The 15,891-nt window shown below is 60.4% G+C and carries 20 protein-coding genes; 1 reads left to right on the plus strand and 19 read right to left on the minus strand.

Annotated elements, in window-relative coordinates:
• Positions 1-178: 178 nt before the first annotated feature.
• The 3 genes from AK2_RS03780 to AK2_RS03790 form a co-directional block, all read right to left on the minus strand.
• A complete protein-coding gene (locus tag AK2_RS03780) occupies positions 179-1,120 on the minus strand; it encodes an RluA family pseudouridine synthase (RefSeq protein WP_245632753.1) in 942 nt (313 codons plus the stop codon).
• Positions 1,095-1,580, minus strand: coding sequence for a signal peptidase II (lspA, locus tag AK2_RS03785; RefSeq protein ID WP_067931545.1), 486 nt, complete (start codon positions 1,578-1,580; stop codon positions 1,095-1,097). The genes AK2_RS03780 and lspA overlap by 26 nt, the downstream gene beginning before the upstream one ends.
• Positions 1,581-1,680: 100 nt before the next feature.
• Positions 1,681-2,283, minus strand: a complete 603-nt coding sequence (locus tag AK2_RS03790) for a TraR/DksA C4-type zinc finger protein (protein ID WP_067931547.1) — start codon at positions 2,281-2,283, stop codon at positions 1,681-1,683.
• A gap of 237 nt (positions 2,284-2,520) precedes the next feature.
• On the opposite strand from AK2_RS03790, the gene AK2_RS03795 reads away from it, so the two are divergent.
• Positions 2,521-2,697, plus strand: a complete 177-nt coding sequence (locus AK2_RS03795) for a hypothetical protein (protein ID WP_157076209.1) — start codon at positions 2,521-2,523, stop codon at positions 2,695-2,697.
• A 113-nt stretch (positions 2,698-2,810) separates the two neighbouring features.
• Here the strand turns inward: AK2_RS03795 and AK2_RS03800 are convergent, their stop codons facing one another.
• The 16 genes from AK2_RS03800 to murA form a co-directional block, all read right to left on the minus strand.
• Positions 2,811-3,317, minus strand: a complete 507-nt coding sequence (locus AK2_RS03800) for a DivIVA domain-containing protein (RefSeq protein ID WP_067922105.1) — start codon at positions 3,315-3,317, stop codon at positions 2,811-2,813.
• A 95-nt stretch (positions 3,318-3,412) separates the two neighbouring features.
• Entirely contained in the window at positions 3,413-4,186 is a 774-nt protein-coding gene (locus tag AK2_RS03805; protein ID WP_067931551.1) for a YlmH family RNA-binding protein, read from the minus strand.
• On the minus strand, positions 4,183-4,467 hold the full coding sequence (locus AK2_RS03810; RefSeq protein WP_067931553.1) for a YggT family protein: 285 nt from the start codon (positions 4,465-4,467) through the stop codon (positions 4,183-4,185). The genes AK2_RS03805 and AK2_RS03810 overlap by 4 nt, the downstream gene beginning before the upstream one ends.
• A 10-nt stretch (positions 4,468-4,477) precedes the next feature.
• Entirely contained in the window at positions 4,478-5,176 is a 699-nt protein-coding gene (locus AK2_RS03815; RefSeq protein ID WP_067931555.1) for a YggS family pyridoxal phosphate-dependent enzyme, read from the minus strand.
• Positions 5,160-6,014 carry a peptidoglycan editing factor PgeF gene (gene pgeF, locus AK2_RS03820; protein ID WP_067931557.1) on the minus strand — a complete coding sequence of 285 codons (855 nt, stop codon included), beginning with the start codon at positions 6,012-6,014 and terminating at the stop codon, positions 5,160-5,162. The genes AK2_RS03815 and pgeF overlap by 17 nt, the downstream gene beginning before the upstream one ends.
• A gap of 66 nt (positions 6,015-6,080) precedes the next feature.
• Positions 6,081-6,374, minus strand: coding sequence for a YlmC/YmxH family sporulation protein (locus AK2_RS03825; protein ID WP_067922286.1), 294 nt, complete (start codon positions 6,372-6,374; stop codon positions 6,081-6,083).
• A 142-nt stretch (positions 6,375-6,516) separates the two neighbouring features.
• A complete protein-coding gene (sigG, locus tag AK2_RS03830) occupies positions 6,517-7,296 on the minus strand; it encodes an RNA polymerase sporulation sigma factor SigG (protein WP_067931674.1) in 780 nt (259 codons plus the stop codon).
• A gap of 137 nt (positions 7,297-7,433) precedes the next feature.
• The gene (sigE, locus tag AK2_RS03835; protein WP_439645080.1) at positions 7,434-8,132 is read right to left on the minus strand and encodes an RNA polymerase sporulation sigma factor SigE; all 699 of its coding nucleotides are present in this window, start codon (positions 8,130-8,132) and stop codon (positions 7,434-7,436) included.
• Positions 8,083-9,096: a sigma-E processing peptidase SpoIIGA gene (locus tag AK2_RS03840; protein ID WP_067931559.1), complete on the minus strand. Its 1,014-nt coding sequence runs from the start codon at positions 9,094-9,096 to the stop codon at positions 8,083-8,085. Before AK2_RS03840 ends, sigE begins: the two co-directional genes overlap by 50 nt.
• A gap of 189 nt (positions 9,097-9,285) precedes the next feature.
• A complete protein-coding gene (ftsZ, locus tag AK2_RS03845; protein WP_067931561.1) occupies positions 9,286-10,404 on the minus strand; it encodes a cell division protein FtsZ in 1,119 nt (372 codons plus the stop codon).
• Positions 10,405-10,436: 32 nt separating this feature from the next.
• On the minus strand, positions 10,437-11,669 hold the full coding sequence (gene ftsA / locus AK2_RS03850; RefSeq protein WP_067931563.1) for a cell division protein FtsA: 1,233 nt from the start codon (positions 11,667-11,669) through the stop codon (positions 10,437-10,439).
• 185 nt (positions 11,670-11,854) lie between these two features.
• Entirely contained in the window at positions 11,855-12,232 is a 378-nt protein-coding gene (locus AK2_RS03855) for a small basic family protein (protein ID WP_067931565.1), read from the minus strand.
• The gene (locus AK2_RS03860; protein WP_067931566.1) at positions 12,232-12,957 is read right to left on the minus strand and encodes a DUF881 domain-containing protein; all 726 of its coding nucleotides are present in this window, start codon (positions 12,955-12,957) and stop codon (positions 12,232-12,234) included. The genes AK2_RS03855 and AK2_RS03860 overlap by 1 nt, the downstream gene beginning before the upstream one ends.
• 13 nt (positions 12,958-12,970) lie before the next feature.
• On the minus strand, positions 12,971-13,735 hold the full coding sequence (locus tag AK2_RS03865) for a DUF881 domain-containing protein (RefSeq protein WP_067931567.1): 765 nt from the start codon (positions 13,733-13,735) through the stop codon (positions 12,971-12,973).
• On the minus strand, positions 13,735-14,514 hold the full coding sequence (locus AK2_RS03870; RefSeq protein WP_067931568.1) for a cell division protein FtsQ/DivIB: 780 nt from the start codon (positions 14,512-14,514) through the stop codon (positions 13,735-13,737). The genes AK2_RS03865 and AK2_RS03870 overlap by 1 nt, the downstream gene beginning before the upstream one ends.
• A gap of 116 nt (positions 14,515-14,630) precedes the next feature.
• Complete coding sequence (gene murA / locus AK2_RS03875; protein ID WP_067931570.1) at positions 14,631-15,887, minus strand: UDP-N-acetylglucosamine 1-carboxyvinyltransferase; 1,257 nt, start codon at positions 15,885-15,887, stop codon at positions 14,631-14,633.
• Between the last annotated feature and the right edge of the window lie 4 nt (positions 15,888-15,891).

The following is a 15,891-nucleotide window of genomic DNA, read 5'->3' on the forward strand; positions in this document are numbered from 1 at the left end:
TGGAAAGCAGTCGTCTACGACAAACACCCTCAAGCGAAGTACACGATTGAGGATGATGTATACCGTTGTGCGACCCCTTTCCAACCTCACGGGATTGGATTAAAGGCAGTTCCAGTTGCCACAACTTTAGCAAGCGCAGTTGGGAATGTCAAGACCGAGACGAGCCCAATCGCCCGGCTCACCACAGCCCTGCCGCCAGTCCGTCCACCAGATGCTGCATGTCCGCCGGCAGGTCCGATGCAAAACGCAGGGCCTCGCCCGTCCGCGGATGCACAAAACCCAGTTCGCGGGCGTGCAGCGCCTGCCCTGCAATCGGCAGCGTATGGCGCGGGCCATAGAGAGGATCACCAGCCAGCGGATGGCCGATGTAGGCCATGTGCACGCGGATTTGGTGCGTCCGTCCCGTCGAAAGACGCAGCTGGACATACGTGTAGCCGGCAAACCGTTGACGAACGCGAAAGTCTGTGACCGCCGGCTTGCCCCCGCCGGTCACCGCCATCCGCTGCCGGTTTCTGGGGTCACGGCCAATGGGCGCGTCGATGCGGCCCTCGTCGTGAGCCAGGATGCCATGCACAATCGCTTCATACACCCGATGTGTCGTGTGTTCGCGCAGTTGTTGGGTCAGGCTGTGATAGGCCAAGTCGCTCTTGGCAAACATCACCAAACCAGACGTATCCTTGTCGATCCGGTGCACGACACCGGGGCGCAGCCCCCCGCCCAGGCTCGACAGCGGCGTTCCTCGCGCGATGAGTCCGTTGACCAGGGTATGACGCAGGTGGCCCGGCGCCGGATGGACGACCACACCGCGCTCCTTGTTGACGACCACCACATCCTCGTCCTCGTACACCACCGCGATGTCCATCTTGTCGCCGAGCAGCGCTATCGGCTCTGGCGCCGGCACCGCCACTTCGTAGGTCTCTCCCGCTCCCACCGCATCGCTGGGTCGCGGCGGAGCGGAATCACGGCGCACATGGCCGGCGCGTATCCAGGCCTGCACCTGGCTGCGGGAGACCGTGTACTCCAGTTCCTGCAGCCTGTCCGTCAGCCACCTGTCCAACCGCGCCCCCGCATCCGCCGCCTCCACCTGCAGGCGTTCACGAATGGCGTCCAGTGTCCTCACCCTCCGCCGGCAGGGTCCGTTTCGCCGCATCCGCCCGCAACAGGCTCCATAAGATGATGGCAATGCCCGCGTCGATGCAGACGTCGGCCAGGTTGAAGACCGGGAAATGAATCACCTTCAAGTACACGTAATCCACTACCGATCCGCTCAACACCCGGTCGGCCAGGTTGCCGACGGCCCCGCCCATCAACAGTCCGAGCCCAACCGCCAGCAGGCGCCGTGGCCGATAGCGGAACTGGACGTACACCACGACGGCGACCACCAGCACGGCGACAACCCAAAACAGCCATCGAACATGCGGAAAGATACTGAACGCTCCGCCCGGATTGCGTATGTATTGGATGTACACCCAATCCCCGACGATGGGAAAACCAGCCCCCAATGTCAGGTGCGTACGTATGTCCCACTTCAAGAATTGATCCAACGCCAACGTCAGCAGAGCTATCACATACGTCCACACGATGTCGCCCACCTCGCTCCTATGAGCCCCAGTCTACCACAAACTGAGGCCCATCCCCACCCATGCCCGCTGCCTGAAGAAAAGGCGACGGCAGTGGCGTCTACGGCAATTGCTCGCGGTATTGGCGGTCTGAAACCGCGTCCGCCGGATCGACAATCCCCTCATTGTCGTCGAGCCCCTGCAATTCGTAGTCGTGCTCGTACTCTGGGCGCTGGTTGTAGCGAGCCACCGCCTGCCATGAATCTTCACCATCGAACTCGACAACCTCAGTGCCGTCGAGATTGGAGCGATGGAAAGCCGGCGCGTTCACAGTCTCCTCCACTGGCCGCTGCCGGCTGGGGTGTTCCCGCTCTTCGCGGCGCTTGCAGTCCACGCACAAAAGCGCCGTCGGATAGGCGCGCAGCCGTTCGAACGGAATCGGGCGGGAACAGCGGCCGCAAATTCCGTAAGTACCATCCTCCAGGGCGGAGAGCGCCCTGTCGATGTCCTGCAGGCGCAGGCGATCGCGGTCCCGCAGCGCCAGATCCTTTCCGCGCTCAAACACCTCGCTGCCGATGTCGGCCGGGTGGTTGTCATACGCGGACAGCTCCCCCAACGTCGTGCCTATGGCCTCATCCATGCCGTACTCGCCGCTGTGCCGCAAACGCTGCTCGATGGTTTCGCGCTCCCGTAGCAGCCCGTCACGAATGCTTGCCCAATCCACCTTTATCCACCCCGCTTACGATGAGTGCTCCCATACCGCTGTCGTGCCGCCGGACCGCCCGGCCGGTGAACTTCCCACGGTATGGTCGGTTTCGAACCTACCTGCGAGGCTTAGTTTGGGCTGGTGAGCTGACTGCATACACCGCGAGACTGGCAATTTTGTTCAAAAGAATGTCAATCTATCGACCGAAGAGCCGGTGTATGATGATAGGAGACGCGAGGAATGGGGAGAGACTGTTTGCGCAAACATCGTCTGCATGCGATTGCACTCATCCTAATGTGGATTGGCGGTCTTGAGGTGTTGGCTGGTTTCCTCGCGAAAATCTGGTTTGAACTGACGGTCCCATGGACACCCCTGTTTTTTCTCGCCCTGCTGGTAGGGATTATTCTGTACGTCATCGCGCGCTTCTTGTAAAGCCCAAGGCCCAAAGGCCTCGGCAGCAACAGGGTGAGCGGGGTGCGAGGCCGCAGGCGCGAAAGGAACAGCGCGCTGTGGCCTTTTGCTTTTCTATAAATAAATTTTGTATCTTATATCGATTCCGCCTTGGCCTCGGAAAAATCGTGAGTGTTCAGCTCCGCATCAAACTTGTCCCAGTCGCCTGACTCCAACATCTCGAGCTGAGCCTGAATGAGCGACCGAAAACGAGCGCGAAATATGGCGGCGTGCTTCTGGACCTCCTCCACCTCCATGGCAATCTTGCGCGACTTGTTCAACGCCTCGCTGACAATGCGGTCCGCGTTCTTCTCGGCTTCCTTGATGATGAGCTGCGCTTCTTTGCGCGCGTTGGCCTTGACCTCCTCGGCCGTCTCCTGCGCCACCAGAATGGACTTGCTGAGACTCTCCTCAATGTTGGTAAAGTGCTGCAGGCGGTCGTTCAGGTCGGCGATACGCTCCTCCAGTTCTTTGTTCTGCCGGATTAACAACTCGTAGTCCTGCATCACACGCTCGAGAAAATCGTCCACCTCGTCCTCGTCATAGCCGCGAAACGAGCGGCTGAACTCTTTATTGTGAATGTCCAAAGGCGAAAGCGGCATCGGAAACCCTCCATTCGACATGTGTTGGCAATCGGACCGTGATTTCGAGCGCTTGCGTCCCTTAATTTCGACGTTCGCGCGGCAACTCCTGCCGCCTACGAACGCAGAATGCCGAGCCGCCAGCGCTCCCGTCCGCGTTGGGTCTGTCCATCCGGTTCGCCCACGGCAATGCGGCCGAACCCGCGCACCGAAATCACGTCCCCCTCGGCCACTTCCTCGTCAGGTTTGTCCAGCTCGGTAAAATTGAGTGTAACCTGCCCGCGCTCTACCCACTCCTTGGCCTTGGCCCGCGGCCAGTGACACGCCGCCGCCACCATCGCGTCGACGCGCGGGGAGGCCACATGCACCCATGCCCAGCGATAGGCAGGTGCCGCCCAGACCAAATCTTCCGGAGGCACGGTGACCAGCGATACCGGATGCTTGCCCACACGCCGCCAATGGGCCAACAGATACCCCACCAGGTCCACGTCGACAATCACCTGAATGCCATCGTCGCTGACACTTACATCGCCCACCTTGCGCCGTTCAATCCCCGTGCCCAAGAGGGCACCCAGCACCTGTCCATGGCGCACCCCCGTCAAGGGATTCATCACCAGAGCTTGCATCCGGAAGTCTGACGCTTCCGCCTCCCACCAGTCGGGCGCCAAGAGCGCGCGCTTGCGCTCGGCCTGTGGATAGCCGCCGTAGAACGTGACCGCGACGCCCACGCTCCCAGCCACCGATTGGGTCAGGTGCTGCTCACGCGGCGTCAAAAAATCAGTCAGCACCGCCTGGGACGTGCGCTCAGCCCGTCGCGCCAGGTCTTCCAGGCGACGCACCGTCGCCCGCTCTCCAGGGCGCACCCAGCCGGACCGTTCTTCCTCGCTCATGCTAAAGGCAACCTCCACAGTATGCTTATCACCATATTTTCCAGAAAGAAGTAAACAACGATTGCCACCAAGAACGATAAGTCCAGACGGATTCCCCCGAATGGAAGAGGGGGAATGAAGCGCCGGAAAATGCCGAGATAAGGCTCTGTCAATCGCGTCAGCAATTGACCTATAGGCGTATCGCCCAGGTTGGGTATCCAGGTCATCAACGCCGCCGCAATCAATAGATATCCATAGATTTCCAGTAAAATATAGATCAAATTCAGTATGTACGTCCACATGCCCCAGACTTCACTCCTGATTGTCGGATGCCCCCACCAGCCGCCGCCCGACGCGCACCATGGTGGCACCTTCCTCTACGGCAACCACGAAATCATTCGACATCCCCATGGAAAGCTCCTGCAGGTCCAGCTCTCGATAGCGGGTCCGCGCCTCCTCCAGTAGTTGCCGCAGGCGTCGAAACACAGGCCGGGAAGTCTCGGGATCCTCCGTATCGGGAGCCATCGTCATCAACCCCCGCACCTGAAGGTGGGAATAATCGGCCAATCCCTCCAACAGCGGCCACAACTCGTCCGCCGCGACGCCCGCCTTGCTGCTCTCTCCTGAGACGTTGACTTGTACCAACACTTGCATCGTTTTGCCCGCCAGCTGCGCACGCTTGTCCAATTCCGCCGCCAGCGACAGGGAGTCCAACGAATGTATCCAAGAAAAGCGCGGGACCACATATTTCGCCTTGTTCTGCTGCAAACGGCCGATAAAATGCCAAGTCACCGGTTCGCCGAAATCCGTGTTTACCTTGTCCCTCGCTTGCTGCCAGCGGTTTTCTCCAAAATCGCGCAAACCACTGTCCACCAAGCGCTGCACCACGTCGACAGCGACCGTTTTGGTCACGGCAATCAAGCGCACGCTGGCAGACGAGCGGCCCGAACGCACACAGGCGGACTCAATCTCCGCCCGCACCTCGGCCAACCTCTCAGGCAAACTGGTCACAGGACAAGTCTCCTCCCCTCCGCTTTGCACGCAATCCTACCACCGCCAGCTGCCGGCCAGTTCGTCCGCCGTCAGCGCGATAGGAAAACAAAACGTCATTCCGGCACGCGGTGCAAACGCCTGTGTCCTGCAGATGATGCGGGCTGACACCGGCCTCCAGTAGGTCCTTACGAATGCAGGATGGGAGATCGAGCAGGAATTTTCCAGGACGGCCCGGCCGTATTGTGGCATGGGCCCGCCCGAACCGATCTATAAACGCGCCCGCCACTGATTCGTCAACCTCATAACAACAGCGGCGGATGGCGGGCCCCAGTACCGCCCGCACATTCTGCGCCCGGCACCCGTACACCTCGACCATGGTCTTTACCACGCGGCTGGAGATGCCTTCCACCGTGCCGCGCCAACCCGAGTGAGCCGCAGCCACCACCCTCTGCACCGGATCAAAAAACAGGACCGGCACGCAGTCGGCTGTCAAGATTCCCAACGCGATTCCCCGCACATGGGTCACCAATGCGTCTGTGGCCGCAAAAGGGACCCGCTGCTGCGGCGCCAGCTCGAGCCAGTCTTCTCCGACGAGTGCGACGCGGCTGCCGTGCACCTGCTCAGCCATGGCGATATCGTGCACAGGCACGGACAGGTGAGCCGCTATCTTGGCCCGGTTGGCGGTCACGGCCGACGCGTCATCCCCCACGTGTCCACCCGCGTTGAGCGACGCAAACGGGCCCTGACTGACACCCCCGAGACGAAACGAGAACGCGGCATGGGCCCCAGCCGCGCGCCATCCGCTGGGCTCCAGCCAGATCGGCGTGTCGTGGCCGCCAATCCAGTTCCCCAACACACAGCATCCCTCCCAGCTAGGGCCATTGTATCACGCGGCCGGCCTCCTGTTTCGCCAAAGAACGAATCAGTAGCCACCGGTGCCGAGTTTTCCGGACTGGGGCGGGAGATAGTAGGTGTTTTCGCCGGAGGGGCGCAAGTCGACAAGAATCACATCGGAGCCAATCTTGACGATTTGATTCCAGGCCACGACGTAGTCGTGGCCTCCTCCCACCATACCAAAAAAGCGGGCTTCCCCCGGGATGATGATGGCCCGAATCAACCCGCTCTCAATATCGATGTCGAGATCGCCGATGGTTCCCAAGCGTTTTCCGTCGCCGATGTTGACGACATCTTTGGCCTGCAGGTCGGAAATTCGCATGCCACGCCCCCGCCTTTCCGTTCATTGGCCAACCTACAGAACATCCGGAGGGTATTCAGAGATATGTATATGCGGGACGGGACGAGAAATACGCGAGGAGGGACAGGTGCAGCCGCCCGCGTTGGACGGTCAGCGGGCGCTCTCATGCCTGGACGTGTTTATGCATACGTTGGATGGCGGCCTTCTCGAGTCGCGATACCTGAGCCTGGGAGATGCCGATTTCCTCGGCGACCTCCATCTGGGTTTTGCCTTCAAAGAAGCGCATGGACAGGATCTTTTTCTCACGGTCGCTCAGTTTGCGCATCGCCTCCCGGATGGCAATTCCCTCCACCCAATTGGAGTCCAGGTTCCTTTCGTCGTGGATTTGGTCCATGACGTAGATCGGGTCGCCCCCATCGTTGTAAATCGGTTCGAACATGGAGACCGGGTCCTGGATGGCGTCCAGGGCGAAGACCACATCCTCCTTGGGGACGTTCATAGCCTCCGCAATTTCGACAATGGTGGGCTCCCGCAGTTTTTGGTTGGTCAACTGATCCCGCACCTGCAGCGCCTTGTAGGCGACGTCCCGCAGCGAACGGCTGACGCGTATGGGATTGTTGTCGCGCAGGTAGCGGCGGATCTCGCCGATGATCATGGGTACCGCGTAGGTGGAGAAACGAACATTTTGGGACAAATCGAAGTTGTCGATGGCCTTCATGAGACCGATGCAACCAACCTGGAACAGGTCGTCCACATATTCGCCGCGGTTGTTGAACCGCTGAATCACGGAGAGCACCAGACGCAGGTTGCCGTTGACCAGTTTCTCCCGGGCCGACCACTCCCCGTTTTGCAGCCGAACAAACAGTTCACGCATCTCCGTGTTTTTCAGAACAGGAAGCTCTGATGTGTTCACTCCGCAGATCTCAACTTTCGTGCGCTTCATGCTGTTCTGTCCCCCCACATCCGTGACGACCACTGCGTCAACAGTATTTCCGGGGGTCTCCAAGTTATGCAAAGCCCAGCCGCGGATGGCCGCCGGTCCCGCTCCGGCGAAGCGCCTTAAAGCCGCCAGGCGGGAAGCTACATCATGCGGTCGAACTCCTCTTGAAGCCGTTTGATGATCCGCTTTTCCAAGCGAGAAATGTATGACTGCGAAATGCCCAGGAGATCGGCCACATCCTTTTGTGTCATCTCGCGCCCCCCTTGCAGCCCAAAGCGCAGTTCCATGATCCTGCGCTCCCGATCCGACAGCCTCGACAGGGCGTCGTACAGAAGCTCCCTGTCCACCTCCTCCTCCAGGTTGCGGTAAATGGTGTCCGCGTCGGTGCCAAGCACATCGGACAGCAAAAGCTCGTTGCCGTCCCAGTCGACGTTAAGGGGTTCGTCAAAGGACACCTCGGTGCGAATCTTGCTGTTGCGCCTTAAAAACATCAAGATTTCATTTTCTATGCAGCGCGACGCGTACGTAGCCAACTTGATCTTTTTCCCAGGGTCAAACGTGTTCACCGCCTTAATCAGTCCGATGGTCCCAATCGACACCAGGTCCTCGATGTTGACGCCTGTGTTCTCGAACTTGCGGGCGATGTATACCACGAGGCGCAAATTGCGTTCTATGAGAACCGAACGCACCGCCTGGTCCCCTTCTGGCAGGCGGCCCAGCAGGTACTCTTCCTCGTCGCGCGTCAGCGGAGGAGGTAAGGCTTCACTCCCGCCGACATAGTAAATCTCTTCATAGCCGCCGGCCAACAGAGCCCGGATGCGAATCCACAACAGACGCATCCGCATGCGCCATCGCAGTCGAATCTGTGCTGCCAACTGGGAATTCATCAAAGCCGTCAGCCTCCGTTATCACAGCTGCGTGTAAGATCACCTGGAACTCGCTGTCGGACGACAATTCTCCCGCGTGCAGCGCAATCAGGCAGGCGCCGCCTGCACGCCAGGTTTGGCCCTGCCGCAACTCGACAGCGTCGGGACGGAAAGCGAGGGCCAACTGTGCACCGCCGGCCCCTTGCAGCGGTACCAGGGTGAAACGATTGCGGCCCTCCCCGTCCTCGACGTGCTCCAGCGCACTCAGCGGGTCTCCCCCCTGCGCCAACGCGGCCCGCAAAGGCTGGGGCAGCAGGCTGGCGCACGCCGAGGCGTCAGCCAAGCAGACAGGCTTACGGGAGACCGGATCGCGCAGCCGATTGCCCGTGTCTACCAGGCCCATCAGGGTAGCGGTTTCGCCGTTGAACACCACGCGCACCGGCAACACCGCTCCGGCGTGCTGGTCATGCACCCGCCATCGATAGGCCGCGTAGCGCAACAGGAAACCCGCCAAGACAATGGCGACCAGCAATCCCAAACTCTCCAGACTTGTGGCAAAGGCAATCCGCGAGCCCTGCACTTGGGCCGTCGCCAGGGAGGTCCCGGGAACCGCGTAGTGCAGGGCCAGCGCCGCTCCCGCAAAGACAAAAGAGACGAAATAGAACATGACCGATACGCGCAACCATTCCAACCAGCGGCGGCACGGAATGGCCACAGCCACCATGGCAAGAGACACGACGACCTTGCCAGGCCACGATGTCAGCCACGCCAGTGACGGGAAAAACAGCAGCACTGCATACATCGCGCCGAGCAAGGCAGCTGCCAGAATGCGCTTCGGCCGTAACGGACGCCGGCAAATCCAGGCGCTTGTGGCCAGCAGCAGGCTGTCCATCACGAAGTTGATCAGCCAAACCACATCGAGATACACGACGGGCATGGCATCACCCCTGCCGAAGTTTGCCCACAGTATAGTACATATCTATTACAAACCCTGTCGGAACTTGACTGCGAATTGCGGTAAGTTTTGTAGAATGGGAAGAGTGAGAGGGTGTTTGCGAGGAAGGCAGACAGGCGCCAGGCTGCGGATGGCACCGGGGCTCATGCCGGTGCCATCCCGCCATCTGGGTCAACGCTCACGGTCGCGGCGAAAACGCTCCTCGCGGCGGCGAATGAACGCGGGAACATCCCAGGAGTTGGACGGCACGTTGGCCTGGTTGAATCCGTCCGCCACCGAAGTGCGCACACGAGTGGCTGCGACACCGGCCGCCGCCGTCGCCTCCGCCGCATTGGGCTTTGCCTCGAAGCCGGTGGCGATGACGGTCACCACAATGTCATCCTGCAGGTCCGGGTTGATGTTGGCCCCGAAAATCATATTGACGTCAGGATCCACAGCCGCCGAAACGATATCTGCCGCTTCGTTGACCTCCCACAGGCTCAGGTTCTCGCTGCCCGACACATGCATCAAGACGCCGCGCGCGCCCTCAATGGACGTTTCCAGCAATGGACTGCAAATCGCCATTTTGGCCGCTTCGGTGGCCCGGTTCTCGCCGGAGGCGGTGCCGATTCCCATCAGGGCGGAACCCCGTTCGGTCATGATGGCTTTGACGTCCGCGAAGTCCACATTGATGAGCCCGGGTACCGCAATCAAGTCGGAGATCCCGGAGACGCCCTGCCGGAGCACGTTGTCCGCCTCTTTAAACGCTTCCGTCACCGGTGTGTTGCGATCCACAATTTCCAACAACCGGTCGTTCGGAATCACTATCAAGGTGTCGACCTTTTCCTTCAGGTTGGCGATGCCGACCTCTGCTTGGCTCATCCGGCGCTTTTGTTCAAATCGAAACGGTTTGGTCACCACGCCGACAGTCAGCGCGCCCAGCTCCTTGGAAATCTCGGCGATGATAGGCGCGGCCCCCGTGCCGGTCCCGCCCCCCATGCCGGCGGTGACAAACACCATGTCCGCGCCCTGCAGAGCGTTGGTCAGAGCCTCCCGGCTCTCCTCGGCAGCCTTCTTGCCAATTTCGGGATTTGCGCCCGCCCCTAATCCGCGAGTGACCTTCTCGCCAATTTGAATCCGCGTCTCCGCCTTGGACAGACGCAACGCCTGGGCATCCGTGTTGACCACAATAAACTCGACGCCGGCAATGCCCGAGTCAATCATCCGGTTGACCGCGTTACAGCCCCCGCCCCCCACGCCGACGACCTTGATGCGTGCGAGCGAATCGACTTCCAAATCAAACTCCAACATGGTTGTTCCTCCTTGCCTGACATGACCATGGTTTATACGAAATCACGGAACCAATCACGGACACGGGCAAAAAAACCACCGCTCCTCGCGGCTCGCACATGCGTCGCCGGTTCCATACTCATGTTGCGGGCGTGCGTCCGCAGTGCGTAGGCAATCATCCCCACTCCGTTGATGAACGAAGGGTCCCGTACACCGAGAAATTCCGGCACGGCCACGCGGACAGGCGCCCCCAGCTCCTCGCTGGCTAATTCCGCCGCGCCGGGAATCGCCGCCACCCCGCCGTGCAGGACATACCCGCTGGTCAAGCCTCGCGCGTAGCCCAGTTTCTCTACTTCTTTTCGAACCAGCGAAAAGATCTCCTGCAACCGAGGTTCAATGATGGTCATCAAATCGTATTGGTTGTACTCCGTCTCCTGGTTGCTGCCAATCCGCGGCACCTTGAACCACTCGCCGTCGCCGCCGCCAATCGCGGCCTCAGTAGCCCGGCCGTACTGCACCTTCACCTGCTCCGCTGCCGTCGTGTGGGTCCGAAGACCGATGGCAATGTCGTGCGTGACATAGTCTCCGCCCATCGGGATGATGCTGGTGGCCACCAGGCCCCCATTCTCAAAGATGGAAACGGAGGTCGCGCCCGCGCCCATGTCCACCAGCGCGACCCCCAGATTGCGTTCATCGGCGGACAGCGCCACATGCCCGGCCGCCATCGGCAACAGGACCAAATTGGCGACCTCTATCCCCGCTTTTTCCACACACCGTACCACGTTGTGAATCGCCGTGCGACTGCCGGTGATCAGGTACGCGTCCGCCTCCAAGCGCACCCCGAGCATGCCCCGTGGATCGGCGATGCCACTGAGCCCATCGACCACAAACTCCTTCGCCACCACGTCGATGATCTCCCGCTCCGGTGGCAGCGCGACGACTCGCGACTGAGCCAGCACCCGTTCAATGTCTTCTTCGCCAATTTCACGATCCGGTGAAGACACGGCGACCACTCCGTGGCTGGTCTGGAGTTGGATGTGATTGCCCGAAACGCCCACGTAGGCCGATGTGATATGTATCCCCACCATCCGCTCAGCGTGATCAACCGCTTCCCGAATCGATTCCACGGTCAAATCTATGTCCACGATGGATCCGTGGCGGATGCCTTCTCCAGGCGCGGATCCAACGCCAATCACGTTGATGCTGTTGCCCGCCTGTTCACCGATGATGGCACGGACTTTAGAAGTGCCAATATCGAGACTGACGATGTAATCCCCTTTTGCCAATGCGCGTGGCACCTCCCGAAAACACAACTCCGCCGTGATACGCAAAATGTCCTTGTGACTAATTCCACAGGGACGTCAACAATCCTCTCTTCGACAAAAGTTTTTCTCCATCGACACACCTCTCGGCTCCCAGCCGCCCTCGCCGACGAACCCCGCTCTGCCGAGCCTCGGTTGCCGGGGAAGGCTCAGCCGTGCGACTTGTCCATCGCACCCCTGTGCCGCCGTTCCCCCATTTTGTTAAAGGCCAGGCGGCGGATGAGCGCGATGTTCTGGAACAGCCGGACGCCAAAGGCCACGACGGCCGCCAGATACAGGTCAACCCCCAGCTGATTCCCGATGTACGCCAGCAGGGCGGCGACCAACGTGTTAAAGAAAAAGCCGGTCAGGAACACAAAACTGTCAAACGTCTTCTCCAGGCTCGCCCGCACGCCGCCGACCACGGTGTCGAGCGCGGCCAGGATGGCAATGGAAAGATAACTCGTAAACGCGACAGGAATCGTGAAATTGGTAACATATCCAATAGCCACACCGATAATCAAGCCAATGACCGGTAGCCAGAACATTATGGGGTCACCTCCTTTGCGTACCGTCCTGGCAGCACATCGTGATAGCCTGGAACGGTGAGACTCGACATCGTCCGCACCGTGAAATCCTCGCCGATCTCGTTAAAATTTTTGGCAAACCCGTTCGCCGTCAGCACTGCGTTCATCGCACTGACATCCCCAATCGCCTTGATGACGTACGGCGGCGCGATGGAGTGACCGTTCACCTGGAGCACCGGATTCTTTTCATCCCCGACATCCCGCAATGACGACGTGCCGACGAAGCGATACCCGTTGATGCTGATGGCCTTCGCCCCCTGGGCGAACAGGTAGTTGATGACCGGCGTCAGATTGAGTTGCGGGTCGAAGACGGTGTTCGCGTCGTATCCGGGCAGGGTGGGATCCGCTTGAATGGTAATCTCGATGCCCGCCCCGGTCACCGGTGTGAGGCCCGCCGCCGCCTTTAACTGCGCGGCATCCTTCTCCAAGGCCTCTTTCCGGTCTTCATGGCTGCTGCCGGAGGTCTCGAACGTCAGCAGCTGCTTTTCAGCCTTTTCAATCTCCTGCAAGAGCAGGCTGTGTTCCTGGTTCTGCTCCATCAATTCCTCCTGCAAATCCAGGGAACTCTGGTTCCCGCCGGTGTTATCTTGAGGACTCGCCGACCGGGCTGAAATCTGCAGCGACAACATCAGCCCTATTAGCGTCGACACCACCGTCAAAGATGCGATAAATCCGCGCCGATTCACGCGCCTATCCCCCTTATTCCTGTTTGCCCTCGCTGCTCTTTTTCGACTGCGCCGCACTTTCTGAGGGCGGTGCGGTGACAGCGGCCGTGAATGCGGGCATTTGGATGTTCTGCTCCACCTTTACCGCGGACACCTTGATGTCCTCGACGTTGCGCAGGAGATCCAGGATCCCTCCTTGCATCTCCAAGGCTCCCTTGAGTACTGCCGGGTCGCCTATCGCTTGGATTTGGAACGGTGCGACGAGACGGTGATTGTTGACGGTGATAACCGGCCCGATACAGAAGATCCCCGAGTCTGCCACCACCCGGTAGTTGTTGATGGACACAGCCTCGGCGCCGGCGGTAAACAATTCGTTGATCACGTAGTTGATTTCCCAATCGTGCGTGGTGTAATCGGACACGCTGCCCACCCCGTTATACTGCCCGTCCATCAGCGTCACGCTGATGCCGGGGCCCTCCACCGGTGTGGTGCCGGCCAGTATGCGGTAGCGGGACAGATTCTGCTGGATGCTGGTCAACTGCGCGTCCGCCCCCGCCGATTCCTTCTCGTATGCCGCAATCTCAGCGTTGAGGTTCTGCAGGCGTTTTAACGCGTCCTTGTTCACCCGCTCCAGCTGAGCCACCTTGTCGGCCAGCTCCTTTTGACGCTCGTCTGTATAACTGGCTGTCACGTCGCTGACACGCGCCAGCATCGTCTGTCTGTACTGGAGGGTCACCATGAATCCCAGGACCATCGCGACAACCGTCAGAGAGAGCGCAAGTTTGGCCCGCGTTCGCATCAACGATTCCCCTTTTTCGCGGAATTGGCATACGGGATGTAGCGGTACGGGGGTGAACCTGCCATATCCATGATCCCCGGCGCATAGCCGTGCTTGCGAAAATACGACGCCGCCGTCACAACATCGGGCATCCGCTTGGCCAGCTCGCCCGTTGGTACGTCCGCCTGAAACCCGTCATCCAAATAAATCGACGCCGTACCGTATTGATCAATCACAATCTGCGATACGGTTGCCAACTCTTCATCCTTAAGCTTTGCAATTTGTTCACAGGCCTGTACGACGAAGGAGTTCCCAATCCGCTGTCCCAGTTCCACCTGGGCGGGTTTCGTGGTAGAGAGAATAGGATGAGGAAAACCGTCGCTGTCCGCGATCCGTCTGAACACCGTGCCGTCTGCAAGCAAAGAGTAAAACTGGTGACCGGCTTGGTAAATGGCCACCACGCGCTTTTGATGCAGGACCAGTGTCACCTGGCCGTGCGTGTAATCGGTCGTCACCTGGACCGAATCGACCGTCGCCTCACGGCGCTTCAGCGATGCGGCGATTGCAGAGGCATTCACTTGCCACAGACTCATCCCCGGCTGTACAGCCGCTTCGGCGCGGATGCGGCTGGCGGGCACCTCGGTGTTGCCCACGATTTCGACCCGCCGCACGCGCATCAGCGGCGACTCTAAAAACACCACGACCCCAACGAGGGCGAAGAAACAAGCGACCAGGATCCGGTTGCGCACGCGGCGGCGTTGCCGCACATCCGCCGGTCGTTCCGAGATTGCAGACTTCAAGCTTGTCCCTCCGCGCGTTGGATTCTATTGACATTATACCATCTTGGAGAGGATGACCGGGGGGAAAAACCGCACCGGAAGCTTACCACTTTTACCCTCCGATGCGGTTGGACGGCTCATGGCAGGTCAACGCGTTCCACGGCGGCTCCCAAGTCCCGCAGATACAGCTCAAGCTGCTGGTACCCACGGTCGATGTGCTGGCTCCCCTCCACCCGAGTGACGCCCTCCGCCATCAGTCCGGCGATCACCAGCGCCGCGCCCCCGCGTAAGTCGCTGGCCTCGACAGCCGCACCTGACAGCCCCGACACGCCGCGCACCACCGCGGTGCGCAGGTCGACCGTGATATCGGCGCCCATGCGCGCCAGTTCATCCGCGTGTTTGAACCGGGCTTCAAAAATTTCTTCCTTGACGACGCTGATGCCGTCAACCGTGGTCAGAAAAGCCATCAGCGGCGCCTGCAAATCGGTCGGAAACCCAGGGTAAGGGGCGGTGCGCACGTTTACCCCGTGATAGGAGCGCCCAGGCAGCACCACTAGCCTATCCGGCTCGGCCCGCAACTGCACTCCGGTCTCCCGCAGCTTGCCAATGACCGCGCCCAGGTGGTGCGCGTTGACATCGAGCAGCTCCACCTCCCCCCCGGTCGCGGCGGCCGCAATCAGCATCGTCCCGGCCACAATCCGATCCGGTATCACCCGGTACTGGCAGCCCCGCAGGTGGTGCACCCCGTCGACGACGATGGTGCCTCCTCCCGCGCCTTCGATGCGCGCCCCGCAACGATTCAGGAAATTGGCGAGGTCGACCACCTCCGGTTCGCGGGCCACATTCTCCAGCACCGTCTGACCGTCGCTGAGCACCGCCGCCATGATCAAGTTCTCGGTCGCGCCGACGCTGGGAAAGTCGAGCGTGATCGACGTACCCATCAAGCGGTTGCAGGTGCAGCGGATGAAACCGTGTTGTTCCTCCAGCGCCACCCCCAGCATGCGCATCCCGCGCAGGTGGTAGTCAATCGGGCGCTGGCCAATCACACAGCCGCCGGGCTTGGAAATCGTCACTTCCCCAAAGCGGGCCAAAAGCGGGCCCATGAGGAAGATGGAACTGCGCATCCGGCGCATCAGGTGCAGCGGCACTTCGGTGGAGTGAATGTCGCGGGAGTCCACCACCAGCGTGTCAGCCCGTCTCTCCACGCGAGCGCCCAGGTGGGCTAGAATGTGCGACATGACGTCAACGTCCTGCAGTTCGGGGACACCCTGAATCTCACAGGTGCCTTCCACCATCACGGTCGCGGCCAAAATCGGCAGCGCCGCGTTTTTCGCGCCGTAGATCCTTGTTTGTCCAGAGAGGGGACGGCCGCCGTGGATCTCCAGAGCTTCCACACCC

Origin of the sequence: Alicyclobacillus kakegawensis NBRC 103104 (assembly GCF_001552655.1) — a bacterium.
GTDB lineage: Bacteria > Bacillota > Bacilli > Alicyclobacillales > Alicyclobacillaceae > Alicyclobacillus_G > Alicyclobacillus_G kakegawensis.

Bases quoted from the DNA above. Each gene is read 5' to 3' on its own strand.
- AK2_RS03840 (WP_067931559.1), bottom strand. From the start codon at position 9,096: ATGCCCGTCGTGTATCTCGATGTGGTTTGGCTGATCAACTTCGTGATG.
- AK2_RS03865 (WP_067931567.1), bottom strand. From the start codon at position 13,735: ATGCGAACGCGGGCCAAACTTGCGCTCTCTCTGACGGTTGTCGCGATG.
- AK2_RS03805 (WP_067931551.1), bottom strand. From the start codon at position 4,186: ATGAGCGAGGAAGAACGGTCCGGCTGGGTGCGCCCTGGAGAGCGGGCG.
- ftsZ (WP_067931561.1), bottom strand. From the start codon at position 10,404: ATGTTGGAGTTTGATTTGGAAGTCGATTCGCTCGCACGCATCAAGGTC.
- sigG (WP_067931674.1), bottom strand. From the start codon at position 7,296: ATGAAGCGCACGAAAGTTGAGATCTGCGGAGTGAACACATCAGAGCTT.
- AK2_RS03800 (WP_067922105.1), bottom strand. From the start codon at position 3,317: ATGCCGCTTTCGCCTTTGGACATTCACAATAAAGAGTTCAGCCGCTCG.
- AK2_RS03825 (WP_067922286.1), bottom strand. From the start codon at position 6,374: ATGCGAATTTCCGACCTGCAGGCCAAAGATGTCGTCAACATCGGCGAC.
- sigE (WP_439645080.1), bottom strand. From the start codon at position 8,132: ATGCGTCTGTTGTGGATTCGCATCCGGGCTCTGTTGGCCGGCGGCTAT.
- AK2_RS03810 (WP_067931553.1), bottom strand. From the start codon at position 4,467: ATGTGGACGTACATACTGAATTTGATCTATATTTTACTGGAAATCTAT.
- AK2_RS03855 (WP_067931565.1), bottom strand. From the start codon at position 12,232: ATGTTCTGGCTACCGGTCATTGGCTTGATTATCGGTGTGGCTATTGGA.